The sequence below is a fragment of the Streptomyces sp. NPDC006197 genome (assembly GCF_040613865.1).
Classification (GTDB): Bacteria; Actinomycetota; Actinomycetes; order Streptomycetales; family Streptomycetaceae; genus Streptomyces.
Window position 1 is genome coordinate 34,115 of the sequence record NZ_JBEXSZ010000024.1, and the last position, 23,868, is coordinate 57,982.

The 23,868-nt window shown below is 72.5% G+C and carries 25 protein-coding genes and 5 pseudogenes; 10 read left to right on the plus strand and 20 right to left on the minus strand.

Features of this window, described 5'->3' with window-relative positions; translation table 11 throughout:
- Positions 1 to 291 precede the first annotated feature (291 nt).
- Positions 292 to 1,248: a helix-turn-helix domain-containing protein gene (locus ABZ318_RS10590; RefSeq protein ID WP_356902100.1), complete on the plus strand. Its 957-nt coding sequence runs from the start codon at positions 292 to 294 to the stop codon at positions 1,246 to 1,248.
- Positions 1,249 to 1,358: 110 nt separating this feature from the next.
- Positions 1,359 to 2,357 carry a type I glyceraldehyde-3-phosphate dehydrogenase gene (gene gap, locus ABZ318_RS10595; RefSeq protein WP_356902101.1) on the plus strand — a complete coding sequence of 333 codons (999 nt, stop codon included), beginning with the start codon at positions 1,359 to 1,361 and terminating at the stop codon, positions 2,355 to 2,357.
- 290 nt (positions 2,358 to 2,647) lie between these two features.
- Here the strand turns inward: gap and ABZ318_RS10600 are convergent, their stop codons facing one another.
- Together ABZ318_RS10600 and ABZ318_RS10605 are read right to left on the minus strand one after the other, a co-directional pair.
- Complete coding sequence (locus ABZ318_RS10600; protein ID WP_356902102.1) at positions 2,648 to 3,856, minus strand: glycosyltransferase; 1,209 nt, start codon at positions 3,854 to 3,856, stop codon at positions 2,648 to 2,650.
- Positions 3,857 to 3,924: 68 nt separating this feature from the next.
- On the minus strand, positions 3,925 to 4,620 hold the full coding sequence (locus ABZ318_RS10605; RefSeq protein ID WP_356902103.1) for an erythromycin esterase family protein: 696 nt from the start codon (positions 4,618 to 4,620) through the stop codon (positions 3,925 to 3,927).
- Positions 4,621 to 4,884: 264 nt separating this feature from the next.
- Here ABZ318_RS10605 and ABZ318_RS10610 point away from each other — a divergent pair, with 264 nt between their 5' ends.
- Positions 4,885 to 5,487 carry an SMI1/KNR4 family protein gene (locus ABZ318_RS10610; protein ID WP_356902104.1) on the plus strand — a complete coding sequence of 201 codons (603 nt, stop codon included), beginning with the start codon at positions 4,885 to 4,887 and terminating at the stop codon, positions 5,485 to 5,487.
- A 243-nt stretch (positions 5,488 to 5,730) separates the two neighbouring features.
- Here the strand turns inward: ABZ318_RS10610 and ABZ318_RS10615 are convergent.
- Positions 5,731 to 5,934, minus strand: a pseudogene (locus ABZ318_RS10615) (transposase); the annotation flags it as partial.
- Positions 5,931 to 6,221, minus strand: coding sequence for a hypothetical protein (locus tag ABZ318_RS10620; protein WP_356902105.1), 291 nt, complete (start codon positions 6,219 to 6,221; stop codon positions 5,931 to 5,933). The pseudogene ABZ318_RS10615 and the gene ABZ318_RS10620, both read right to left, overlap by 4 nt.
- Positions 6,222 to 6,298: 77 nt before the next feature.
- Between ABZ318_RS10620 and ligA the strand changes: the two genes are divergently transcribed.
- The gene (gene ligA / locus ABZ318_RS10625; protein WP_356902106.1) at positions 6,299 to 8,365 is read left to right on the plus strand and encodes an NAD-dependent DNA ligase LigA; all 2,067 of its coding nucleotides are present in this window, start codon (positions 6,299 to 6,301) and stop codon (positions 8,363 to 8,365) included.
- A 155-nt stretch (positions 8,366 to 8,520) separates the two neighbouring features.
- Here the strand turns inward: ligA and ABZ318_RS10630 are convergent.
- The 7 genes and pseudogenes from ABZ318_RS10630 to ABZ318_RS10660 form a co-directional block, all read right to left on the minus strand.
- Positions 8,521 to 9,036 (minus strand): annotated as a pseudogene (locus ABZ318_RS10630) (FAD-dependent oxidoreductase); the annotation flags it as partial.
- A 68-nt stretch (positions 9,037 to 9,104) separates the two neighbouring features.
- Positions 9,105 to 9,800: a type 1 glutamine amidotransferase domain-containing protein gene (locus tag ABZ318_RS10635; protein ID WP_356902107.1), complete on the minus strand. Its 696-nt coding sequence runs from the start codon at positions 9,798 to 9,800 to the stop codon at positions 9,105 to 9,107.
- A 270-nt stretch (positions 9,801 to 10,070) separates the two neighbouring features.
- Positions 10,071 to 10,163: pseudogene (locus ABZ318_RS10640) on the minus strand (dihydrofolate reductase); the annotation flags it as partial.
- A gap of 4 nt (positions 10,164 to 10,167) precedes the next feature.
- Positions 10,168 to 10,587: a hypothetical protein gene (locus ABZ318_RS10645; RefSeq protein WP_356902108.1), complete on the minus strand. Its 420-nt coding sequence runs from the start codon at positions 10,585 to 10,587 to the stop codon at positions 10,168 to 10,170.
- Positions 10,588 to 10,873: 286 nt separating this feature from the next.
- A complete protein-coding gene (locus ABZ318_RS10650; RefSeq protein ID WP_356902109.1) occupies positions 10,874 to 11,239 on the minus strand; it encodes a DUF4253 domain-containing protein in 366 nt (121 codons plus the stop codon).
- 430 nt (positions 11,240 to 11,669) lie between these two features.
- Positions 11,670 to 11,879: a ferredoxin gene (locus ABZ318_RS10655; protein WP_356902135.1), complete on the minus strand. Its 210-nt coding sequence runs from the start codon at positions 11,877 to 11,879 to the stop codon at positions 11,670 to 11,672.
- 38 nt (positions 11,880 to 11,917) lie between these two features.
- Complete coding sequence (locus tag ABZ318_RS10660) at positions 11,918 to 13,108, minus strand: cytochrome P450 (RefSeq protein WP_356902110.1); 1,191 nt, start codon at positions 13,106 to 13,108, stop codon at positions 11,918 to 11,920.
- 257 nt (positions 13,109 to 13,365) lie between these two features.
- Between ABZ318_RS10660 and ABZ318_RS10665 the strand changes: the two genes are divergently transcribed.
- Positions 13,366 to 14,322, plus strand: coding sequence for a maleylpyruvate isomerase N-terminal domain-containing protein (locus tag ABZ318_RS10665; RefSeq protein WP_356902111.1), 957 nt, complete (start codon positions 13,366 to 13,368; stop codon positions 14,320 to 14,322).
- A gap of 23 nt (positions 14,323 to 14,345) precedes the next feature.
- Complete coding sequence (locus tag ABZ318_RS10670) at positions 14,346 to 14,783, plus strand: glutaredoxin domain-containing protein (protein WP_356902112.1); 438 nt, start codon at positions 14,346 to 14,348, stop codon at positions 14,781 to 14,783.
- 127 nt (positions 14,784 to 14,910) lie between these two features.
- Here the strand turns inward: ABZ318_RS10670 and sigJ are convergent, their stop codons facing one another.
- A complete protein-coding gene (gene sigJ / locus ABZ318_RS10675; protein WP_356902113.1) occupies positions 14,911 to 15,864 on the minus strand; it encodes an RNA polymerase sigma factor SigJ in 954 nt (317 codons plus the stop codon).
- Between the two features lie 157 nt (positions 15,865 to 16,021).
- Here sigJ and ABZ318_RS10680 point away from each other — a divergent pair, with 157 nt between their 5' ends.
- Entirely contained in the window at positions 16,022 to 16,438 is a 417-nt protein-coding gene (locus ABZ318_RS10680) for a hypothetical protein (protein ID WP_356902114.1), read from the plus strand.
- Here the strand turns inward: ABZ318_RS10680 and ABZ318_RS10685 are convergent.
- The 4 genes and pseudogenes from ABZ318_RS10685 to ABZ318_RS10700 form a co-directional block, all read right to left on the minus strand.
- Positions 16,439 to 16,605 (minus strand): annotated as a pseudogene (locus ABZ318_RS10685) (ArsR family transcriptional regulator); the annotation flags it as partial. It abuts the gene before it with no gap.
- Between the two features lie 308 nt (positions 16,606 to 16,913).
- Complete coding sequence (locus ABZ318_RS10690; protein WP_356902115.1) at positions 16,914 to 17,399, minus strand: SRPBCC family protein; 486 nt, start codon at positions 17,397 to 17,399, stop codon at positions 16,914 to 16,916.
- 173 nt (positions 17,400 to 17,572) lie between these two features.
- Entirely contained in the window at positions 17,573 to 17,959 is a 387-nt protein-coding gene (locus ABZ318_RS10695; RefSeq protein WP_356902116.1) for a VOC family protein, read from the minus strand.
- 162 nt (positions 17,960 to 18,121) lie between these two features.
- A complete protein-coding gene (locus tag ABZ318_RS10700; protein WP_356902117.1) occupies positions 18,122 to 18,745 on the minus strand; it encodes a histidine phosphatase family protein in 624 nt (207 codons plus the stop codon).
- Positions 18,746 to 18,891: 146 nt separating this feature from the next.
- Between ABZ318_RS10700 and ABZ318_RS10705 the strand changes: the two genes are divergently transcribed.
- The gene (locus tag ABZ318_RS10705; protein WP_356902118.1) at positions 18,892 to 19,425 is read left to right on the plus strand and encodes a GNAT family N-acetyltransferase; all 534 of its coding nucleotides are present in this window, start codon (positions 18,892 to 18,894) and stop codon (positions 19,423 to 19,425) included.
- Between the two features lie 42 nt (positions 19,426 to 19,467).
- On the opposite strand, the gene ABZ318_RS10710 is transcribed toward ABZ318_RS10705, so the two are convergent.
- On the minus strand, positions 19,468 to 20,661 hold the full coding sequence (locus ABZ318_RS10710; protein ID WP_356902119.1) for an MFS transporter: 1,194 nt from the start codon (positions 20,659 to 20,661) through the stop codon (positions 19,468 to 19,470).
- A 118-nt stretch (positions 20,662 to 20,779) separates the two neighbouring features.
- On the opposite strand from ABZ318_RS10710, the gene ABZ318_RS10715 reads away from it, so the two are divergent.
- A complete protein-coding gene (locus tag ABZ318_RS10715; RefSeq protein ID WP_356902120.1) occupies positions 20,780 to 21,508 on the plus strand; it encodes a hypothetical protein in 729 nt (242 codons plus the stop codon).
- Between the two features lie 239 nt (positions 21,509 to 21,747).
- Here ABZ318_RS10715 and ABZ318_RS10720 read toward each other — a convergent pair whose 3' ends face one another.
- The 3 genes from ABZ318_RS10720 to ABZ318_RS10730 all read right to left on the minus strand — a co-directional run bounded on the left by ABZ318_RS10720 (position 21,748) and on the right by ABZ318_RS10730 (position 23,244).
- Complete coding sequence (locus ABZ318_RS10720; protein ID WP_356902121.1) at positions 21,748 to 22,344, minus strand: hypothetical protein; 597 nt, start codon at positions 22,342 to 22,344, stop codon at positions 21,748 to 21,750.
- 77 nt (positions 22,345 to 22,421) lie between these two features.
- Positions 22,422 to 22,997, minus strand: coding sequence for an N-acetyltransferase (locus tag ABZ318_RS10725; protein ID WP_356902122.1), 576 nt, complete (start codon positions 22,995 to 22,997; stop codon positions 22,422 to 22,424).
- A 79-nt stretch (positions 22,998 to 23,076) separates the two neighbouring features.
- On the minus strand, positions 23,077 to 23,244 hold the full coding sequence (locus ABZ318_RS10730) for a hypothetical protein (protein ID WP_356902123.1): 168 nt from the start codon (positions 23,242 to 23,244) through the stop codon (positions 23,077 to 23,079).
- A 467-nt stretch (positions 23,245 to 23,711) separates the two neighbouring features.
- Between ABZ318_RS10730 and ABZ318_RS10735 the strand changes: the two are divergent.
- Positions 23,712 to 23,867: pseudogene (locus ABZ318_RS10735) on the plus strand (VOC family protein); the annotation flags it as partial.
- Position 23,868: the final 1 nt, after the last annotated feature.

A 23,868-nucleotide genomic window follows, 5' to 3' on the forward strand; every position in this document is an offset into this window, starting at 1 on the left:
ACCCCCGTGCCCAACGATCATGAGTGCCGTCGCGTACCGGAGGTTCCTGACACGGGCGACGAGTTCCGGACGGCGCAGTTCCGTCCCGGGTGCGGCCCGGCCGGGACCACGACGCGGGGCGCCGGCTCCAGGGCTCCGGTTCCAGGGCTCCGGCTCCCCGGGCACCACGGCCCGACGGCCCGACGGCCCCCCGGACGCACAGGGCCTCGCCCCCCCCGCGCGCCCGACGGTCAGAGACGTCCGCGGCCGCCGCTGACCAGCGAGGACACGCGTACGCGTACCCTCGTGGACGTGTCTGCTTCACGTCTCCACCGCGTCGCCGTCCTCGTACTCGAAGGCGCGAAACCCCTCGACGTCGGAATCCCCGCGCAGGTGTTCACGACCCGTGCGAGCATGCCGTACGAGGTACGGGTCTGCGGCGCGGAGCCCGGCGTCGTGGCCGGTGGCGACGGCCTGTCGTACCAGGTCGCCCACGGCCTGGAAGCGCTCGCGTGGGCCGACATCGTCTTCGTCCCCGGCTACCGCCACCCGGACCGCGAGGACCCGCCGCAGGCCGTCGTCGACGCGCTGATCGCCGCCCACGCGCGCGGGGCGCGGCTCGCCGCCATCTCGACGGGAGCCTTCGCCCTCGCCGCCACCGGCCTCCTCGACGGCAAACGGGCCACGACGCACTGGCACTACGCGCGGGCGCTCGCGGCCAAGCGGCCGCTGATCCACGTCGACGAGAACGTCCTCTTCGTCGACGAGGGCAGCATGCTCACCTCCGCCGGCGCCGCCTCCGGCATCGACCTGTGCCTCCACATCCTGCGCGGGGACCTCGGCGTGGGCGCCTCGAACCACGCCGCCCGGCGGCTCGTGGCCGCCCCGTACCGCAGCGGCGGACAGGCGCAGTACGTGCCCCGCAGCGTGCCGGAGCCGCTCGGCGAGCGGTTCGCCGCCACCCGCGAATGGGCGCTGCACCGGCTCGGCGAACCCCTCACCCTGGAGATACTCGCCCGGAACGCGGCGGTGTCGCCGCGCACGTTCTCCCGCCGGTTCGTCGAGGACACCGGCTACACGCCGATGCAGTGGGTCATGCGCGCCCGCATCGACATGGCCCGTGAACTGCTCGAACGATCCGAGCGGGGCGTCGAGCAGATCGCCGCCGACGTCGGCCTGGGCACCGGGGCCAATCTCCGTCTGCACTTCCAGCGCATCCTCGGCACCACACCGACCGAGTACCGGCGCACCTTCGCGCAGGGGGAGTAGCCGGCCCGCCGGCCCCTTGGCGCGATACTTGCGGACCGTGGCGATCACGCCGCTGGTCGGAGCGATCATTCCGCGCGAACCTGGGTGGCGAATCGGAAGGGACACCGCTCATGACTCGTATCGCCATCAATGGTTTCGGCCGCATCGGACGCAACGTGCTGCGCGCGCTCCTCGAGCGTGACAGCGACCTCGAGGTCGTCGCCATCAACGACCTCACGGAGCCCACGGCCCTTGCGCGGCTCCTCGCCTTCGACTCGACCTCGGGCCGTCTGGGCCGTCCGGTCACCGTCGACGGGGACACCCTCGTCGTCGACGGCCGCCGCATCAAGGTGCTCGCCGAGCGCGAGCCGGCGCAGCTGCCGTGGGCCGAACTCGGCGTCGACATCGTCCTGGAGTCCACCGGCCGCTTCACCTCGGCCAAGGCCGCCCGCGCACACCTCGACGCCGGCGCCAAGAAGGTGCTCGTCAGCGCGCCCGCGGACGGCGCCGACGTCACCCTCGCCTACGGCGTGAACACCGACGCGTACGACGCCGATCTGCACACGATCGTCTCGAACGCCTCCTGCACGACGAACGCGCTCGCGCCCCTCGCGAAGGTCCTCGACGACCTCGCCGGCATCGAGCACGGCTTCATGACGACGGTTCACGCCTACACGCAGGAGCAGAACCTGCAGGACGGCCCGCACCGCGACCCGCGCCGCGCCCGCGCCGCCGGCGTCAACATCGTGCCGACCTCCACGGGCGCCGCGAAGGCCATCGGCCTCGTGCTGCCGAAGCTGGACGGCAAGCTGTCCGGCGACTCGATCCGCGTGCCGGTCCCGGTGGGCTCGATCGTCGAGCTCAACACGACCGTCTCCCGCGACGTGACCCGCGAGGAGGTCCTGGAGGCCTACCGCGCCGCGGCCGAGGGCCCGCTGGCCGGTGTCCTCGAGTACTCGGACGACCCGCTGGTCTCCGCCGACATCGTGGGCAACCCGCACTCGTCGATCTTCGACTCGGCCCTCACCCGCGTCGAGGGACGTCACATCAAGGTCGTCGCCTGGTACGACAACGAGTGGGGCTTCTCGAACCGCGTGATCGACACCCTGCAGCTCCTCGCCACGCGCTGACGACGAGCCGAACCGCCGACCCCGCCGCACGCGGTGGGGACAGGCCCGGTCACACGCCGGCCCCGACCGCACGGGGGCCGGCGTGTGGCGCGTTCTCGGCCCGGAACCGTCCTTGACGGACCGGGCCGGTACGGGGACGTGCCACCGTTCGAAGGGGGAGTTCGCCGGAGTTCTTCGCCCGGCACCCGAGCCGACACGAGCTCACCGCTCCCGACACGCCGACCGGGGCCCGTTCCCGACACGCCGACCGGAACCCGTTCCCGGCCGGCGTACACGGCCCTCTCCTCAGCTCAGCCGACCGCGTCGAACAGCAGCTTCGCGGCCACCGTCGCCCCGTCGGAGCGGACCGTACCCGCCACCGCCTCCGCGCGGGCGAGGGTCCCGGGCGCGAGGGCCGTCTCCAGCGCCGCAGACAGGGACTCGACGGACGGGCTCGCGCCGTCGTGCGCGACCCCGATGCCCAGGTCGGACACGCGGCCCGCCCAGTACGGCTGGTCGGCGCCCTGGGGCACGACGACCTGGGGCGCGCCCGCCCGCGTGACGGTCGTCGTGGTGCCCGAACTGCCGTGGTGCACGACGGCGGCGACCCGGCGGAAAAGCGCCTGGTGGTTGACCTCCCCGACGACGAAGCAGTCGTCGCGGTCGTCGACGAGGGACAGACCGGCCCAGCCCCTGGCGACGACCGCGCGGCGGCCCCGCGCGCGGACCGCCTCGATCGCCACCCGGGCGATGTCCGTGGCGGCGCCCATGGTCGTGCTGCCGAAGCCCACGTACACCGGCGGAGCACCGGCGTCCAGGAACTCCACGAGGTCGGCGGGAAGCGGGCGTTCGTCGGGGAGGATCCACGCGCCGGTCTGCACCACGTCCAGGTCCGTCGGCCGCCAGGGATCCAGGACGGGGTCCGTGGCCAGCCACGGGTGGTCGGTGAAGGCGTAGTCACGGACGTCGTCCACCGGCGCCAGGCCGGCCGCGGCCCGTTGGGCGTCGAGCAGCTCCCCGAACATCTCGTTCGCGACGCGGGCGTCCAGGTCCCACAGCACCCGGTTGTCCGTCACCTCCCGCGGCAGCGGCCGGCCCCGCCGCGCGGGCGGCCGGCGGTACGGAGACGGAAGGACGACCGGCTGATGGCAGGCGTGTACGTAGCGGATGCCCAGCTTCTCGGCCACCGACCGCGCACCGGCCGTGACCGGCAGCGGACCGGTCGCCACCAGCACGTCACCGCCCTCGGCCACCGCGGCGACCGTCTCGAACTGAGCGGCCATCAACTCGGCGGCGCGCTGGGCCAGTCCCACCGCCGACCCCGGTGCGACCGTCGTCACCAGCGGACGCACCGGCCGACCGGTCGGCACCACGGACAGTCCGGCTTCGGCGAGCCGCTCCGCGAACTCCTCGTCCGGCGGCGCGCACACCCGCACCTCCGCACCGAGCTCCCGCAACGCCACCGCGAGCCCCGCCATCGGCTCGACACTCCCGCGCGCCCCGTACGTCGACAACACCACACGCACTCCGTGACTCCCCTTCCACAACTGCCGGCCCGACAGAAGGATTCTCTCCCCCGCGGTCCGTTTCAGAGGGAGAGGGGCCGGGAGGCGGACGACTCCGCGATGTAGACCAGGCCGTCGAACTCGGCGGCCGGGGAAAGCGGTCTCTGCTGGAAGCGGTAGGTCCAACGAGGCACCATGGCCCCGAAGCCGCGAGAGAAGCCACTGCCGTCGAGCCACTCCCGGACGGCTGCCGGCGCATCGGCCGCGCTCCGCAGATCCACGAGGTGATCGCCTGGACGGGCGGCGGCGAGCCGAGCCTCCACGGTGCCGGCGCGGGGCGGCCCGATCCGATGGGTGACGACGGCGCCGGCTCGCGGACGGGCCCGAGAACGGAGCCGCATCCGCCGCGCGCGGAACGCGCCGCGACCGAACAGCAGCCCCAGCGCGTAATAGGCGTCGCCGTACCGGGAGTGAAGGTGCCGTCCCAGGGACGGCACGGCGCCGCCGTGGCGGACGTACGCGTCGACGGCCGGCGCGGCCGACGCGCTCGCCTCCATGGCCAGGACCGAGAACCCCAGCTCGGTCACCAGGAACTCCAGGAGACGGTGCTTGAGCTGGAAGAACTCCCGTGTCCCGTGCGTCGCTTCCCCCAGACCGACGACCCTCACGCCGTCGAGGACACCCTTCAGCGGCTGGAGATCGGTGGTGGGCGCGCCGGCGGTGAGGCAGGCCAACGGCAGGGCCGCCCGGGCCAACCACGACGTCACCTCGTCGGACACGCACGTCCCCCTCCCTGTTCTCCACCGAGCATGCCTGCCCGTCGTCCCGGACGCCGGGAAACCTCCCGTCTCCGTCCGGATGACGTCGGCCGGACCGCCACGCAGGGGAGCCGTCGGCCGACTGGATACCGCGGTGGGGCGACATCCCGGCCCACCACCCCGCACCGCACGAACGCCCGGTAGGCGCCGAGCGGCTTACGGGAGCCTTGAAGCTCCTATAGATCGTCAAGCTGGTCAGCTGCGGCCCGTTTGCATCGCGGTGGCATGCTTCAGCCTGTGATTGAGCCTCCTCGGATCGGTATTTCGCCGGCCGTTCCTCCTGTATCTGCTTCATGGCGGCGTATCGACGCATGGCTGGCCCGGCATGCACCCGCCCGGCTGGCGGACCTGCGGCCGCCGGCGACGACAGGTGCGATCGACGCCCTGGAGTCGCGGATGAACCTACGGCTGCCCGACGATCTGCGTGCCTCGCTGCTCTGCCACGACGGCGACACCTCGTATCTCAAGGTCCTTCCATGCGGTCCGCTGTACTCCACCGAGCGGATCGCCGAGGTCCGGCAGATGCGCATGGAGGTCTGGGACGACACCGAGGACCCTGACGAGGAGGAAACGCCGTGGTGGCGGGAACACTGGATTCCCTTCGCCGGTCGGGACGGGGACGACTCGTTCATCGATGCCGGCCAGGGCATGTGGCGGGGTCATCTGGGTAACGCCCCGCACGCCGACACCGCGTGCTTTTTGGGCTGGCCAAGCCTGGGTGCCTGGCTCCACGAGATCTCTGAAGCGATGGAACATCACGACCGGCCCGAGCGACTGACCGCAGTAGCCCGGCCCATCGTCGGCAAGGACGGATGGATCGACTGGTAAAGCCGACGGCTCAGCGCTGCACGCGTTCCTTGCCTGTGGTTGAGACGGGAAGCCCGCGGGCGGCACCTGGTTGACGCGGCTCGGGGCTGTGATGTGTCTGTGGACCTCGGGGGCGACGAACCTCTTGAGGCATCTGATGATGTCTTTGGTGGTCATGCCTTCGGCGGTGCGTCTGGCGACGGAGTCCCGGGTCCGCTGATCGTGTGGCATGCGGACCAGGACGATGGTGTAGAGGGCGCTGTTGGCGTGCCGGTCTCCGCCGCGGTTGATGCGATGGCGGTTGGTGCGGCCGGACGAGGCCGGGACCGGGGCCGCGGCGCACAGGTGCGCGAAGGACGATTCGGATCTGAGCCGGTCGGGGTTGTCTCCCGCGGTGATCAGCAGCTGGCCGGCCGTCTCGGTGCCGACCCCCGGCAGCGCGACGAGGCTGGGAGCGGCTCGCCTCACGAGGGAGCGAGGGCCGCGTCGGCCTCTTTGATCTCCTGCTGGAGGGCCCGGTAGCGCCGGGCCAGACGGCGCAGTGCGGTCTTGACCGCGCAGGCCGGGTCCGCGAGGTCACCAGCCGGCCGGGTCCGGGCGAGGGTGTCGATCAGCAGGCCGGTGGGCAGTCCCCGGAGCTTGTCGCGCAGCGCGGAGGGAGCGGTGACCATGAGAGTGCGGAGCTGGTTGAGGGCCTGTGTCCGGGCCTTGACGGCGCTCTTGCGGACCACACGCAACGCGCGGATGGCTTCCACGGCCAGACCCGGAGTCAGACCCCCGAGTGATGCCGCCTCCATCCTCACTGTCAGACCCCTGCGACAGGATGGTGGGCATGACGACAACGCCCGCCGTTGAGGCGCACTTCAGCCTGTCCAGCCGTGCTGCGTACGAGGCCGCCATCGAGCGACTGCGCGACGCGTCCCGCACGTACTTCGGCGCGGGCTACAGCGTCATGGACGACGCCGCGTACGACCGGCTGCGGCTCGACGTGAAGGCCTGGGAGGCGGAGCACCCCGGGGACGTCGCACCGGACTCGCCCGCCGACCAGGTCGCCGACGGCGCCGCCCCGGCCGGCGACGTCGCGCACACCACGCGACTGCTCAGCCTCGACAACGTCTTCGCGCCCGAGGGGCTCGTCGCCTGGGGCGCCTCGCTCCGGCGGAGGCTCGGGCACGAGCCGGCGGGAGGGTTCACCGTCGAGCCGAAGATGGACGGTGCGGCCGTCGCCGCCCGATACCGTGACGGACGCCTGGTGCAGATCATCACCCGCGGCGACGGCGCGCGGGGCGAGGACGTCAGCCACGTCATCGGGACGATCGTGGGCCTCCCCGAGCAGCTGCCCGTCCCCGCCACCTTCGAGGCGCGCGGCGAAGTCCTCTTCACGCAGGAGCAGTTCGAGGCGGCCAACGAGATACGGATCGCGCACGGCGCAGACGTCTTCGCCAATCCGCGCAACGGAGCCGCCGGCACGCTGCGGGCGAAGGACCGGCCCTACCGCCTGGCCATGACCTTCTGGGCGTACGGCGCCGTCGACCTCGACGGCCGGGCGTTCCTGCCCGCCGGGGCCGGTCACGCCGAGACCCTGGCCGCGGTGGCGGAAGCCGGGGTGCAGACGACGGCGGCGACCCCGGCCGGACTGCACGTGGTCGCCTTCCTCGCCGAGGCCCAGCGGAGGGTCGACGCGATCGCCTCGATGCGCGCGAGCCTGCCGTTCGGCATCGACGGCGTCGTCATCAAGGCCGACAGTGCAGCCGAGCAGGCGACGGCGGGCTTCGGCAGCCGTTTCCCGTACTGGGCGATCGCCTACAAGCTTCCGGCCGTCGAACGCCAGACCGTCCTTCAGGACGTGTTCTGGGAAGTGGGCCGTACGGGTGTGCTCGCCCCGACGGCCGTGCTCGCCGCCGTGGAACTCGACGGCTCCACCGTCACCCGCGCCACCCTGCACAACCCCGCCGACATCCTGCGGCGGGACCTCCACATCGGGGACACCGTGACCGTCCACAAGGCCGGCGACATCATCCCGCGCGTCCAGGCAGCCGTCGTCGAGCTCCGCCCGGACGGCGCCGTTCCGGTGCCGCTGCCCGGGGCGTGCCCCCACTGCGGCGGGGAGATCGACAAGAGCCAGGAGCGGTGGCGCTGCGCGAAGGGCACGGCCTGCGCGCTCGCGCCGCTGATCGAGTACGCCGCCGGGCGCGACATCCTCGACATCGACGGTCTCGGCAGGAAGTACGTCGACGCGCTGATCGCCGCCGGTGTCGTCGGTGACGTCGCCGACCTGTTCACCCTCACCGAGGAGCAGCTCACCGCCGCCTCCGGCAGTGCCAAGCGGGGCGCAAAGCTGGCCGAGCAGATCCGGCTCGCCAAGTCCCGTCCCCTCAGTCGCGTTTTCTGCGCGCTCGGTGTGCCGGGCACCGGCCGCAGCATGTCCCGGCGCATCGCCGCGTACTTCGGCACGATGGAGGCCATCCGGGCAGCCGACGCCGCCGCCCTGCAGGAGGTCGAGGGCATAGGCCCGGAGAAGGCGCCGGTCATCGTGGAGCAGGTCGCCGCGCTCGCCCCGGTGATCGACAAGCTGATCGCGGCGGGCGTGGGCATGATCGAGCCGAGGCCGGAGGAGACCGAGGACGCGGTCGACGGGCCGCTGAGCGGGAAGACCGTCGTCGTGACGGGAAAGATGACCGGCCCGCTGGACGGCTGGGGGCGCTCCGAGATGGGCGCGCTCATCGAGAAGGCCGGCGGGCGCGCGGGCAGCGGCGTGAACTCCAGGACCACGTACCTGGTCGCGGCGCCGTCGGCGAACGGCAAGCCGAGCTCGAAGGCCGTCAAGGCCGCGGAACTGGGCGTCGAGGTCCTCACCCCGGAGGACTTCGCCACGCTGGTGGCCGCGTACCTGGACTGAACCGAGCCGCACGTCTGCCGGGGCCCGCTCCTCTCCGGCCCGGCTCGGTCGGACGTCGAGCTCGACGTCCGTGAGCGGGTAGGCCACGCGCAGGAGCGGGTGTGGCAGGCCGGCGGGTCCGACAGGCGCAGCCGGGCCTCCTCGGCGTCGTGGACGGCGCCCTTGACGGCCCGGAGGCGGCAGAGGCCGCACTCGCCGGAGCGGCACGCCGCCTCGGGGCGGATGCCGGCCTTCTCCAGGGCGTCGGCGGCCAGGGCGTTGGCGGCGGCGGCACCCCACTCCGCCGGCAGGGTCACGTCGAACCGGCCGGGCGCCACCGCCCGGTACAGATCGTGCTCCCGTACGAAGTCCAGCTCGCCGGCGATGCCGAGTCGCTCGAACAGCCCGCGCAGCGAGAACGCCTGGGCCCTCCGCCCCGATGCCGGAGAGCTGGTGCAGGGCCACATCGAACTCGTACCACCCACGCCGGAACCGCCCGGCACGTTGTGCCACTCGACCAGGAGGGTCCGTGCGCCCGCCTGCTGGAGGGGGGCGGCCGCGGTCAGACCGGCGTTTCCGGCGCCGATGACGACGGCGCCGTAGTCACCGCTCACGCCGGGTCCGCCTCGGCGACCCCGGCGGCGGGGCGGTGCCGACGGCCTCGGCGGCGATGCGGTCGAACTGCGCCCCATCGCCTCGGCCAGACCCGCGCGCCCGGTCGTGCAGGCGCGCGGCGAGCCGGGTCCGTGCTTGTGGGGGGTCAGCCCAGCTTCTTGAGCAGCTCAGCGGCGAGCGGGGCGGAGGAGGACGGGTTCTGGCCGGTGACCAGGTTGCCGTCGACGACCACGTGCGGCGCCCACGGCTCGCCGACCTGGACGTCCACGCCGGCCTCGACGAGCCGGGTCTCCAGCAGCCACTTCGCCTTCTCGGCGAGGCCCGCCTGAGTCTCCTCGGCGTTGGTGAAGGCGGCGACCTTGCGGCCGGCGAAGGCGTTCGAGCCGTCGGCGTCGGTGGCGGAGAGGAGCGCGGCGGGCCCGTGGCACACGACGCCCAGGGGCTTGCCCGAGCGCAGGGTGTCGACCAGCAGCCTGCCGGAGGTGGGGTTCACGGCGAGGTCCTCCATGGGGCCGTGGCCGCCGGGGTAGAAGACGGCGTCGTAATCGGCCGGACGGGCGTCCTCCAGCCTGATCGGGTGCTGGATCTCCCCGATGGAGGAGAGGGCCGCGGCGACCTTGTCCGCGCCTTCCCGGCCCCCGTTGACCTCGGGGGCGAGGCTGCCCGCGTCGACGGTCGGGACGACACCGCCGGGCGTGGCGACGACGACCTCGTGACCGGCGGCCTTGAACGCCTCGTACGGCGCGACGACCTCCTCGGCCCAGAAGCCGGTCGGGTGCTTGGTGCCGTCGGCCAGCGTCCAGTGGTCGACGCCGGTCATCACGAAAAGGATCTTCGACATGAAGGAACTCCAGGGGATGGCGGGCCCGACCGGGGCCCGGGGACGGGGCGCACACTGACACTCTGACCCGAGTGACGTCCTCCGGCGAGATCGCCAGTGCGGCGACGTCCTCGACAGTAGGTCGGGGACTCATAGGTATCCAATGAGGAAACCAATGTCTCCGATAGGAATCCCAATGGACCACCAGGGAATACGAGCACGTCGGGCCCGGGCGATCGTCCTCCGGAGCAAGGGACTGAAGAGTTGGCGGACGATGGCTGCTCAGCACGCCAGCACCGGGTGGGCCCCGGCCCGGTATGCGTCGATCAGATCCGACGCGGCCGCCTCGGCGGCGAGCGTCGCGCCACCGATCGCGATGTCGCCCCGCCTACAGCTCGTAGTCCTGGGCCAGCTCCTCCCAGCGAATGCTGCGAAGCGCAAGATCAGCGTCCTCGCCCGCCGGCACCTCCGGGAGGGGCTGGAACCAGGCGACGACGAGGGCGGAACCGTCCATTGCCGGGTCAAGCGCCGCGGAGTCGAAGGCACCGACGCAGAACACGGAAGGCAGCACTTCAACGGGACCGAAGGCGCCGGCGGTCTCGTCCGGGTACTCGCGGGAAGGCGGAACAAGATGAACCGGCGTGGAGGGAAACGCGCGTTCGGCCCGCCGCTGAAGCCAACTGATCTTCAGGTCGTTGATGCGCTTGCACGGGTAGCCCTCCAGCATCCCCCCGTAGGTCGAAGACATCTGTAGCTCGGTGAGTCGGATCGAACGACCGGACGAGAGAAGTATGTGACCCAGTGACATGCCGCCACCTTATGTACAAGATTCACTTCCGGGACGCGGCCCAGGACAAACGCGGCCGTACTCCCCGGCACTGTCACGGCCGCCCTTGCCCTTGGCTGCGTACGTGAGCCCGCTGCAGCCAGAGGGCTACGCCGAGACTGAGTGGCCCGCCCCCTCCGGGTCCGGGAACACGTCCCACAAACCCATGGGATCTCCCTACGGCCATTCTGCCGTGCGGCGGGATGGCCGCATTCGACAGGCGTCATGGCCTCCGGCTCGGCCAGTCGGATGATCGGCCGGGCAGTTCCTAGTCCCACCAGAAGGACCAGGAAGTCCGTCCCGCCAGGTCCGTCGCGTACTCGGGGAAGGGCGTGGGCGGGTCGTCGAGGATGTTGTTCGCGGTTGAGAGCACGTGCTCCAGGGCGAGCAGGGCCGCGTGCTCCGCCTCGACGGGAGGTCTCGCGACCGACACGTGCAGCTCGCTGCCGAAGGCCGCCACGACCTGGGCACCGAACCGGTCCTCCCAGCTCCGCAGGAGTGCGCAGAAGAGAGGCAGCGGTGCCTCCGCGGACCAGCCGATCGACGCCAGGGCGTCGCTGCCGCGACGGGCGGGGACGAGAACGAGACGGCACTCGTCCAGCCCGAACCGGCCCGCCTCGACGACCCCGGCCAACAGACGCGAAGCGGCCTCCTCCGGGGTCGGGTGGACACAGGAGCGGGATCAGCCGTGTGCTGGTCGCTCGCTCAGCAGGCGCGGCCACAACTTTTCGACGCCTCGGGGGAATGTGTCAGAGACCCATAGAAGGGTGGAGCCACAGGACAAGAACCGGCCGGGAGGCAGGCCGTCGGGCAGGGCGAACGACATGACCGCACCGTAGCCCGAGGCACTGACAACGCCGCCGCGAGCTGTTCAACCCGGGGCTCCGACTCGCAAGGGCCTGCGGGGCGTGCGTCGTTCTGATCCCGGAGCGCGTGAGGGAGCCCGGTGTGGCAGGCGTTCAGCGGCAGGAAGTCGTACGGCGTGGACGCGGCGGTCGGCCGGAAGGAGTCGGCACCGGCGGCCCGTGACGGTGCCGACTCCTCATCGCCTTCGTCGGCCGCTGTCACGCACGCGGCTCGTCGGCGAGGTCATGGAGGGTGATCGCCTGTACCGGGCAGGCGCGTGCCGCCTCGCGGACCAGTGTTCCGGTGCCGTCCTCCCGGCCCGGGATGACCGTCCCGAATCCGTCGTCGTCCTGGGTGAAGACGTCCGGGGAGGTCAGGGCGCACTGCCCCGCGCCGATGCAGACGTCCGCGTCGATCGATACGCGCATGGGCACCGCTTCCTCCGTCATGTTCCGCATCGCTCCTTTCACCACGTGAGGGGGAGTTCGAGCATCCCCTGGATCGTGTCGCCCGGCTTGAACGGGATCTCCTCGGCCGGGGCGGCCAGCCGGAGCCCCGGCAGTCGGCGCAGGAGCGTCCCGAGCGCGATCTCCAGTTCCGCGCGGGCGAGGTTCTGCCCGAGGCACTGGTGGATGCCGAAACCGAACGCCACGTGATGGCGGGCGGACCGGGCCCAGTCGAGGGTGTCCGGGTCGCTGTACGCGGAGGCGTCCCTGTTGATGACCGAGGTGGAGAAGACCACGCCCTCGCCCGCCCGGATCACCGTCCCGGCGACATCGATGTCCTCCCGCGCGACCCGCAGCAGCCCGTCGGCGATCGACAGGAACCGCAGCAGCTCCTCGACGGCGGCCGGCACGAGCCCGGGGTCCGCCCGCAGCTCCGCCAGCCGCTCCGGGTGGCGCAGCAGGGTGTACGTGCCCAGGGAGATCATGTTCGCCGTGGTCTCGTGGCCGGCCACCAGCAGGATCGTGGCCAGCTGCACCAGTTCCTCGCGTTCGGGGCCGCCGTCTCCGGAGCCGCGTGCCACCAGGTCGTCGAGGACGCCCTCGCCGGGCTTCCGGCGCTTGCGGTCGATCAGGTCCCCGAGGTAGCCCTCCAGTTGGGCCAGCGCGTCCTCGGTGTCCGCGACCGTCGGACCGCGCAGCAGCCGCCGCGACTGCTCCTCGAAGAAGTCGTGGTCCGCGTACGGCACGCCGAGCAGGTCGCAGATGACGATCGACGGCACGGGCAGGGCGAACGCGCTCACCAGCTCCGTCGGCGGCCCCTGTGCCTCCATCGCGTCGAGGAGCCGGTCCACGGTCTCCTGGATGCGGGGCCGCAGGGTCTCGGCGCGCTTGAGGGTGAAGCTGGGGATCAGCAGCCGCCGCTGGGCGTTGTGCTCGGGGTCGTCCCAGCCGAGCAGCGCCGTGCGCCGGCGCCTGCGCACGGCCGTGGCGCGTTCCGTCGGCAGCGGGAAGTCGTCACGGGTCGAGTCGGTGGACAGCCGCTGGTCCGCGAGGAGCGAGCGGGCGGCCGCGTGTCCGGTGACGAGCCACACCGGCCTTCCGTCCCACAGGGTGACCCGCGTCAGCGGGTGCTCCTCCTCGGTCCGGGGGTAGGCGGTGGGCGGGTGGTAGGGGCAGGTCCGGTCCTGGGGGAACGCCACGGCTTTCGTCACGGGGGCCTCGCTAGGAGCGCATCGATGGCAGGGGCTGTGTTGCCGTCTCCACTACATGCCTCAGGCACCTATCTGGTCTACGCACAGTTCGGCCATTCCACCGGAACGGGCGCGGCCCGTACGGCGGGTGGTCTCATGAGGGGTTTCGGCCCGGGCGTTTGGGCCTGAGGCGTTTCCTTCGGTTCCGGTACGCCTCCACCGAGGCCGTTCCCGCGCACCTGTGGGCGGCCTGACAGGTGGCCGTAAACGCACCTGCCGTGGCGGACGTCGGCGACGCCCGACTGCTCCGCGCCATGACGAGCCGGGGCGACGGCTGGTTTCCGGTGTCGGCCGGCCCGGAGGCGGGGAGTGGTATGGGCACCGTCACGAGCTTCGATCCCGTCACCGAGCACGAGAGGACCCGCGCCGCGCTGGCCGCCGCCGTTCCCCGGCTGGTTCGGCTCCTGCGCGACGTACCCGACCTGGACGCGGCCTCCGGGGTCCCGGTGTGGACGGTCGGCGACGTCGGCGCGCACCTCGCGGCCGTGTACCTCGCGTACACCTCCGTCGCCTCCGGTGACGGGTCCATGGACTGGGACGGCCTCCTCCCGCCGGGCGACGCGCCGTTCGCCGAACGGATCACGGCCATGAACGCCACGTCCATCGGCCTCGTCACCGGTGAGGAACGCGCCCACCTCGGCGACTTCCTCGCGGAGCGGGGCGAGACGTTCCTGCGGGTCACCGAGGGCCTCGCCCCGGACACCCCGGTCGCCGCGCCCTGGTACGGGCAGGACCTGCCCTTCACGCTGGCGACGGTGACCGGCCTGATGCTGAGCGAGACGCTCGTACACGGTCTGGACATCGCGCGCGGCGCCGGACTGCCGTGGCCCATCGGGCCGGACGAGGCCCGTCTCGTGCTCGGCCAGTCGATGCCGACGATGATGGTGGCGGCCCTGGACACGGCGAAGGCGCGCGGTGTCGGCATCGCGTTCGACCTCGTGGTCAAGGGCGGCCCGCGGCTGGCGATCGTCGTCGACGACGGCACGATGACGGTCACCCGCGACGCCCCGCCCCGCGCCTACGACTGCCGGCTCACCGTGGCACCGACCGCGTTCCTGCTGGTCTCCTTCCGACGCCTGCCGATCTGGAAGGCGATCGCCCGCGGTCAGATGCGGGCCGGCGGCCGTCGGCCCTGGCTCGCCCCCCGACTGGGCCGGCTCGTCGCCACACCCTGAGCTCATCGGTAACCTGCGTCATCATGACGCGCGTTTGGATGCTGCCGGTGTTGTTCCTGCTCTGCGGTGCGCTCGTCGCGGCGGGGGCGGCCTCCGACGGGAAACCCGTGAAAGCCACGGTGTTCCTACCGGTGTTCCTGCTGCTCGCCGTCGCTCACTCGCCTCTGGTCTTCCCGAGGACGACAGAAGCCTCGGAGGCGCAGCGTCTCAGTGCGGCCGACGGCCGCCCGATCGTCTACTGGCGGCCCGGCTGCAGGTACTGCCTGCGTCTGCGCCTCCGACTGGGCCGTCGTACCCGCCAGTTGTACTGGGTCGACATCTGGCGGGACCCGGCCGGCGCGGCGGTGGTGCGGGCGGCGAACGACGGGAACGAGACCGTGCCGACAGTCGTCGTCGCGGGCCGGCCGTTCGTCAACCCCGATCCCGCGTGGGTGCGTGAGCAGTTGTCCCCCTCCGCGTGAGGGGGAGCGGCCGGGGGTTCCGTCCACCGGCCGCTGCGGTCAATCCCTCGGGCGATGACGTCGTGGAGGTACCGCACGGCGAGCCTCCCGGCGCGCCGACGGCGTTCGAAGTGACTCGGCGAACGAGTCAGTTCACTGCGCCGTCCCTCCACGCCTGGAGCTTCTCCGGGTTCCGTACCACCCAGATGCGGCTGATGCGGCCGTCGGCGAGGTCGAACGCCGCCACGGTCACGGTGACGCCCGAGTTCTGGGCGACCAGGCCCGGCATCCCGTTGACCGTGCGTTCGAGGAGCTTGAGCCCCGGGGCCTTGTCGGCGAAGTGGACGATGTACTGGGCGATGAGCGCGCTGCCCTCGACGGGGCGCAGCGCGGCGCCGACCAGACCGCCGCCGTCGGCCGTCATCGTGGCGTCGGGAGCGAGGAGGCCGACGAGGGCCTTGATGTCCTTGGCCTCCCACGCCTCCTTGAAGTCCCGCACCAGCGCGGCCTGTCCGGCCGACGGCCCGGCCGGCCTCCCCTCGGCGCGTATCCGGCGACGGGCCGAGGACGCCAACTGCCTGCAGGCGGCGGGCGACCGGCCGACGATCTCGGCGACCTCGGCGAAGGGGTACTTGAAGACGTCGTACAGGATGAACGCCACGCGCTCGGCCGGCGTCATCGACTCCAGTACGACGAGGAACGCCATGTTCACCGACTCGTCCAGGGTGACCCGGTCGGCAGGGTCGGCCGGCCCGGACCGCCCGTCGTCCGCCCGCCCGCCGGCCCACTCCGTGCGGTCGGGCAGCGGCTCCGGTATCCACGCCCCGACGTAGCGCTCGCGGCGGGCCCGCGCCGAGCCGAGCATGTCCAGACAGACACGGCCGGCCACCGTCGTCAGCCAGGCTTCCGGCGACTTGACGGCCTCCCGCTGCCGCGGCGACATCCCGTACCAGCGGGCGTACGTCTCCTGTACGGCGTCCTCGGCCTCGGCCAGCGAACCGAGCAGCCGGTAGCCGAGGTTGATCAGTCGGCGCCGCTCGCCGACGACCACGCCGAGGTCCGGCTCGGTCCCGTCGCGCACCGGCTCGTCGGAGGTGATCATGATCGCGGCCGCTCCCTGCTTCCTCGGTCCTTCGCGGTGTGACGTGGATCTCGTTCCTTCGACGCCTCCGGCGCCTCACATTTCCCGGGCCTACGTCGTCGGACTGTTCGAGAGACTACCGAGCCACCGCCGCGAGGCAGAAGAAGAGGACCGAGTCATGGCCACCATCGCGCAGACCACGGCAGTACGGGACAGCAGCCGCACGTTCCTGCGGGTCTCGATCGCCCTCCAGACCCTGACCATCTTCTTCCAGGCCGCCACCGCCGGACTGCTTCTGACGTCGCCTCAGGGCGAGGTGCTGCACAGCGCCGGAGCGCGCGTGATGTACGGAGCCACGATGCTGTACGTGCTGGCGGCGGTCCTCGCCTGGAAGCCGGGCGGGGACTCGCCCCGGCCCGTCCTGTACTCGACCGGCTTCCTGATCCTCGCCTCGGTGCAGGTGGTGCTGGGCATCGCGCACAAGCCCTCCCTCCATGTCCCCCTGGGCGTCCTGATGTTCGGCCTGAGCGTGCTGGACCTGGGCCGGGTCCTCTCCGGCCGGCGGCAGGAGAGGACCCGCACGCGGGAGTCGTAGTCACGGCGGTCTCCCGGCCGACAGGGAACGGCCCAGCGGTGTGAGGCTGTGCAGCACCGCCGTCCCGGTGCGGACGGTGCCGATCAGGCCCGCACTCCGCAGGACCCCGCGTGCCGGCCGGCCGCGGCGAGCGAGACGGACGCGCGTTCGACGAGGGACGTCGTGGTGGCGGGGGAGCGCGGGAGGGCGAGGACCCGGGCCCGGGGCTCAGTGCTCCGGTGCGTCCACGCGGATCAGCGTCTGCTGTCCGCTTCTGCTCTCCTTCGACTTCGACGGGCATCACGGTCACGGGACGGAACGGGTGCGCCGAGGACCACAGCAGTGGCCGCCGCATGGTCGGTCGACGCCCCGGACCTCGACGGAGTCGGCCCGGTGGCATGACGGAACCGCGCACCGATCGCCTGCCGCTGCGCCGGTGCGTGCTGCACCGGATCCCGGCGCGGCCGCGTACGGCCCGCCGGGTCACCTGACCACCTCAGGTCCCGGTCGTCGCGGTCCTCGCGATGCGTTCGAGCGTGGTGCGCATCCCGGCCCGGTTGAGGGCGACCCGGCGGGCGGGGTTCGTCCCGGCGACGACCGTTCCGAGCAGTTCGGCGATCCGGGCCCGGTAGCCTTCGGTCCGCAGGTCCTCCCAGAACTCGGTGACCCGCGTCCCCGGGCCCTCCGGTTCGAACCGGTAGCCCCAGCGGGCGATCGGGAGGCCGAAGACGTTGATGTCGAAGACGAATTCGCTGTCCGGGCGCATCCGGGTCACCCGCCCGAGGGACGGCCAGAAGAACAGCCCGCGCCGATTGAAGCCGATGAACCGGGAGCCGGTGCGCGCCGGAGGGCGCAGCACCCATACGGACCGGCACTCGGGGCTCCACCGCCCCATGTTCCGCAGGTCCGACACCAACCGGTAGACGACCGCCGGCGGCGCGTCGACGACCGTGCTCTCCTCAAGGCTCCACTGCCGGTCCATGGCCCGCTCCCCTCGCACCCGTGGGACTCCCCCACCGCTACTCGCCGGTACGTTAGCGGGTGCGGGAGCCCCCTGTCCCCGGATCCTCGCCCTGTGACCCACCGGACACGCCCCGGCCGCCAGGGCGCCGGACCGTTCGCCCGGCCGGGACGTGCGGGGCCGGTGGGACCGACTCAGTCCTCGACGTCCTGCGGGTACCAGCGCAGTTCGACCGTGTTGCCGTCGGGGTCCTTCACGTAGACCGACTGGGCGGAGCCGCGCGCGCCCCAGCGCGGGACCGGGCCCTCCAGGACGTCGAACGTGCCGGAGTCGATGACCTCCTGCCAGTCCAGGGGGTCGACGACCAGGCAGATGTGGTCGACGTTGGACTCGCCGCGCGGACGGGAGAAGAGGTCGATGACGGTGTTCTCGTCTATGCGTACGGACGGGAACGACACCTTGCCGGCCCGCCACTCCTCGACGCGCTCGGGCGCGAGGCCCAGGGCGTCGGTGTAGAACTCGAGGGCCTTGTCGACGTCGGTCACGTTGAGCACCAGGTGGTCGAAGGCTTTGACTCGCATGATGGGCTCAGAACCTTTCCGGGGGTTTGCATCTCGTTTTGATGATCATGGTGACTGCGGAGGCCCGGATCAAGGGCTGCGGGCACCCGCGATCCGGACCGGTCGGCTCCGGACCGTGCCTCCCCGGCTGCCCCTACCCACCGGATGGGGCCCGTCACCGCGTCAGATGTGGAGCTCGGGAGGGAAGCCGGTCCAGCGCAGTTCCTCGGGGAGGTGCCCCGTGTCGTTGAAGCAGAGGACGGCGGGAGCCCGGCCGGGGGCGTAGCGGATGACGGTGAGTGCGGCGTTGGCCTGGTTGATGCCCATCCAGCGGCCCTCGGGGGCGTCGAGGGCCTCCCGTACGAGCCAGGCGATGAGGAAGTTGTGCGTGACGACGAGTTCGTGGCGCGGCCGGTCGCCTTCGACGGGGCCGGTGAACCGCGCGACGGCCTCCGCGGCCAGCCCGGGCCCCTGTTCGCGCTCCTCCGCCGGGAACCGGGCCAGGAAGCCGAGCATGGCGTCGGCCGACTCCGCGGGCAGCTCCTCGCGCCGCGGGACGTACGGGATGTAGTCGCCGGCGGGCGGGGACATCCGCAGGGGAACCCCGTCGAGTCGGTCGCCCACCAGTCGAGCCGTCTGCTCCGCCCGGGCCAGCGGGCCGTGGTGGATCGCCGTGAGCGGGGCCTTCCGGAGCCGCTCTCCGAGCAGGACGGCCTGGCGGCGGCCGTCGTCCGTCAACGCGCTCCCGTCCGCGGACGCCTCACCGTGTCGCGCCAGGTACAGGTAGCGGGCGGCTGTCTCCGTCATGCTCGTTCTCTCCGACCAGGTTCATGATCTTGTGGACGGGGGAAGGGACGTGCCTCGACACCGTGCGGTTCCGCCGCCGGGGGAGCCGCCGCCCGCCGTCCGGCCCTCACCGGACCGGGGCCGTGCCGGTGGGGGATCATGACGGGATGACGGATCGCCACCTCCCCGCGCCCCCGACCGTGGTGCGGCTCGCGGAGTACACGAGGGCCGAGCAGATCGAGATACTCGGCGACAGCCCCGATCCCTTCGGCGTCGCGGACGCCGGGCTGACCTGGCTGCCCAAGGAGGAGCACTTCGGCATCAGACGGAACGGCCGTCTCGTCGCCCACGCCGGCCTGCTGCGGCTCCCCCTGTCGATCGACGGCGTCGACACCCGGGTGGTGGGCCTCGGCGGTGTGGCCGTCGCCCCCGACCTGCGGGGCCACGGACTGGCGCGGGCGGTCGTGTCGGCGGCCGTGGACCACGCGCGGACGCTGGGACCACGGCACGGGCTCCTCTTCTGCCGCCCTCCGCTCGTCCCGCTCTACGAGCGACTCGGCTGGCGCGCCCTTGAGCGGGACGTCCACGTCGAGCAACCCGGGGGAGCAGTGATCATGCCGCTGCGGACCATGTGGACGCCTCTGCACGACGGCGCGACCTGGCCTCCGGGAGAGGTCCGCCTGCTCTCGCTCCCCATGTGAGGACGGCCGCGGCCGGCGATCGCCCGGGGCGGGCCGGAGGCCTCACCGTTCTCCCGTCCGCACCGGCCGTCGCAGCAGGTACATCCCGGCCGACGTGACCAGCACCAGCATGCAGCCGGTGAACACCAGACCCGCCTCCTCCAGGCCCAGTGGTCCGGTCAGGAGGCCGACTCCGATGACCGGGATCGAGATTCCCGTGTACGCGACCAGGAACAGGGTCGAGATCACTGCCGCACGCCGCTCCACCGGGGCGGCCGCGGCGACGGCGGACAGCGCCGCGCGGAAGGAGAGCCCCTGGCCGACTCCGCCGACGACGGCGGCGAGGACCACGAGCACCAGCAGTTCCGCGGAGAGCGCCCCCGCCAGGAAGGCCAGTCCGGCGAAGAGCACGGCGCAGCCCAGCGGCAGGGACCTGGACACCCCGAAGCGGCCGACGGCGAGTTGCCCGGCGGTGGAGGCGAAGAAGGCCAGGGCGACGACCAGTCCGCTCACCGCGTGGTTGTCCACGTGCAGGAAACGGCCGAGGAAGGCGGGGCTGACCGAGGTGAACACCCCGAAGAGGGCGAACCCCGCGAAGGAGGCGATGGCCGCCGGCACGAACACCGGGCGCACCTGCGCGGGCAGGGCCGGCCGCTGCGGCCGCACGTCGGACAGCGGCCGAGGGTCCCGTACGGTCTCCGGCAGCCGCAGGAGGACGACCACCGACACGGCGACCAGGGCGAGGTGCACGGCGAACGGGAGCAGCAGCGGCTCCGGCGCGTACTCCGCGAGCAGCCCGGCGAGCAGGGGCCCGCAGCCCAGTCCGCCCATGTTCGCGGCCGTCGCCACGAGCGTCGCCCGGGACTGGCCGCCGGGTGGGGCGAGGTCCATGACGTACGCGGTCGCGGCCCCGGTGAACAGGCCGGCCGACAGGCCCGACAGCAGCCGGCCCGCGTACAGCCATCCCAGCCCGTCGGCGGCCAGGAAGCAGACGGCGCTCGCCGCCGCGAACCCGAGCCCCCAGAGCAGCGTCGGCCGTCTGCCGACGGCGTCCGAGGCGTTGCCCGCGAGCAGCAGCACACCGATGACGCCGAAGGCGTACACGGCGTACACGACGGTCACCGTCAGCTCGGAGAAACCGAACTTCTCCTGATAGAGGGGATAGAGCGGCGTCGGCAGCGTGGTGCCGGTCATCCCCACGACGAACACGGCCCCGGCGAGCAGACACCGGAGCCACCCTTGACGATCACCAACCATGCCGCCGACCGTAACCCCGCCGTCCGTCCCCGCCCGGCGACGCGACGTTCGCGACCGGGCCGACGACCGTGGTGGCCCAAGGGGGCCGGCGGGGAGACCCGGGGGGCAGACTGTGCGCATGGACGGATGGACGCACCTGGGCAGTGAACCCGGCCCCGCACTGTACGGACGCCTGCGCGTCGAGGACGAGGACCTCGGGCCGGCGCGCTGGCTCACCGAGCGCCGCCCCGGGTACGGCGACTTCGGCACGGTCGCCGGCGTCGCCGCGCCCGGCTTCCCGGCGTACGCCCGGGTGCTGCACCCCGCGGAGCTCGACGAGCGCCCGGTCCGCTGGGACACCGTGGCCGCCGCGTACGGACGGAAGGTCGAGCCGCTGACGAACTGGCACGAGGTGATCGGCGCGGAGCCGTTCCAGCAGAACGGCGGGGACCACGGCCTGCCCGGAGTGTGGGACGAGGGCCCCGGCGAAGGCCCCGCGCCCGTCGGCGTGGCGCGTGCCCTGATCCCCGTCCTCGCACGCCACACCGGCACGCCGGAACGCTGCTGGTACGGCCTGTGGAACGGGTACGGCCGCTGGGACTGGGACGGGATTCCCACGTTCCCGACTCCAGAGAGGGACGAGATCCTGCTGTCCGGAACGCTGGCCGACGTCGTGTCCCCCGAACTCCTGGAGGCGTTCGCCGAACTGCCCGACCTGTGGTGGCCGCAGGACCGCGCCTGGTGCGTGGGCGGTGACGTCGACCTGGCCAGCACGTACGTCTGCGGCTCCGAGGAACTGATCGCCGATCTGCTCGCCACGCCCGCTCTGGAGGCCCACCGGGTCGCGGCGTCCGACCGGGTCGGCTGACGGAGGTCCGCCTACGGAGCGTCCGGGGGTGGGGCTGTCCACACCCCAGGACTCCGGCCTGCCCCGGTGACCGGGCGGCGCCCGCCGCACGCGTCCTGCGCGCGGTCTCCGAGGGGACGGTGATCCTTCCCGTCACCGCCGAACTCCCCTCGTCGAAGCGGCCGAGGCCCAGAGGGACTGACCGGAGCCGTCCGCCGGAGCGGGTCCTCGACCCCACCGGGCGGAGCAGGCCGTCGCTCCTACCACTCCGTCAGGTAGCCCTGGTGCCGTACGCATCCTCCGTCGGCGGTGAGGGTCGGTTCGCCGTCGTACCGGTCGGGGCGCAGGGACAGTTCGACGCCGCGGTCGTCCGTCGCCCGGACCCCCGGCAGGCCGGCCCCCGGTTCGCCCGTTGCCGGTGCGGGGAGGTCCTCCACCGTCAGGCCCTGCGCGGACCACTCCTTCCGGAGGGTGTCGACCGCCGCCGCGTACGAGGCGACGCTCGCGAAGTCGGGCGTCCAGTCGACGGTCGGCCGGTCTCGGGTGACGCCGTCCGGGTCCACGCCCAGGTCGTCCATGCAGGAGGCGTTGGCCATCTCCTTCCGCTTGATCACGGAGCCCGGGTCGATGCCCAGGCGCCGCACCGCGTTCTCGCCCGCCTCCCGGGTGTACCGCAGATGCTCGCGGTACGCCGTCTCCGACAGGACCGCACCGCCCGCCAGCGACGCGCAGCCCTGGGCGAGTGCCGCGAGGAGGAGCACCGACACCGCCCCGCCCGCGAGCAGCGCCACGACGCGGCCCCGATGGCGCGGAGCGGGGGTAGAGGAGTGCGGGGCGGGAGCGGGCGTCGTGGTCATGGGCACATTCCAGCAGCCGGCCCGGAGGGGGCGGCACCGCTTCCGTACTCAGAGACGAGGTGAGTACGTCCCCGCGGTCAGCCCTGCCCGCGGAAGTCCAGCATGTAGAAGACCTTGTCGTAGCGGCGTTCACCGACGGCCACGAAGTCGGGCAGGCGGCCGTACTCGGTGAAGCCCAGAGACCGGTAGAGGTGCAGGGCGTTGGCGTTGTCGCCCCGGGCGTCCAGGGTGAGGACCTCGATCCCGGCCTCCCGGGCGTCGGCGATCAGGGAGCCGGTCAGCGCCCGGCCGATGCCGAGGCCCTGGGCGGCGGTGTCCACCGCGATCTTCTCGAGATCGGCGTGCGGCCGATGGGTCGGCCGGGCGTAGCGGAGCCAGTACCCCAACCCGACCAGCCGGTGGTCGACGTACGCGAGCCGGAGGGCCGCGTCCCCCGCCCGTACGGCGGAGAGGACGTGGCCCAGGAGTTCGGCCACCTCGTCCCGCGACGGCGGTTCGACCCAGCCCAGGGCCGCGCCTCCCCTGACCAGGTCCGACAGGATCCGGTGGGCCGAGTCCGCGAGCCGCTCCCGCAGAGCCGGATCGGACGCCGCCTCCGCGGCGTCGAGGACGGTGGGCCGGGGGGTCGTGTCACGGGGCGTTGCCGGTTTCATGATCGTCAGCCTAGTCATCGCGGGGACCGGCCCGGGATCCGGGTGCCGACCGCCGGGCCGTCGCCGACGACCGGGGTGATCAGCCTTGCCGCCGACGCTTTCGGTTCGGCCGGTGCGGGCGCACCTCGGCGCCCGTCTGTTCGAAGGACTCCGCGGACATCGGCACGAGCACCGCGTCGCGGTGGAAGTCCCGCGGGTCCGTCGACCCGCAGATGAAGTCCGCTCCCATGGTCAGCGCCATCGCCATGGGCGAGCCGCTGAGCAGACCGCCGTCGCGCCGGAACCGAACTCCACGGTGCTGCAGAGGCGTTGACTTCCACGACACAGCCGACGGCACGCCGTACGCGGCCTCGGCGCTCCGCCCGCTGCTGCGCCTCGTTCCGGGCCGTGGCCTCCATGCGGGCGAGACCCTTGCGGAACTCCTCGGCGGTGGGTGAACTCCGACCGCGGCCGTGTGGCCGGCCGGGCACGGTACTCGTCCAGGCCCGCCGTCACCGGCTGGGCGAAGGAGGAGACCCCTTCCGTGCGCACCCGGCCGCTTCGAAGAAGGAGCCCGCCGCAGCGGGCACGGGCTCGACCGTACCGGACAGATGGCGCACGTGGGGTGCGGGTGATGGCGGCGAGCATCGCCTCGGGCGGCTCCGCGACCGGCACCTCGCAGCCCTCCGTCCAACGGACCGTCGCGGCCGGGGAGATCCCCGCGCGACGGCGGAGTGCGTCCGTATCTCGCGGAACGAGGAGGTGGAGCGGCTGCTGGGCCCCGGTGCCGCCTTCGTCTCCGGCCACCGGGATTCCGACGGTTCGGGGTGGGCGGTCCTCGCCGCCCCCGAGGGCAACGCATCCTGCGTTCTGCGCAGCGGGTCCGGCCGGG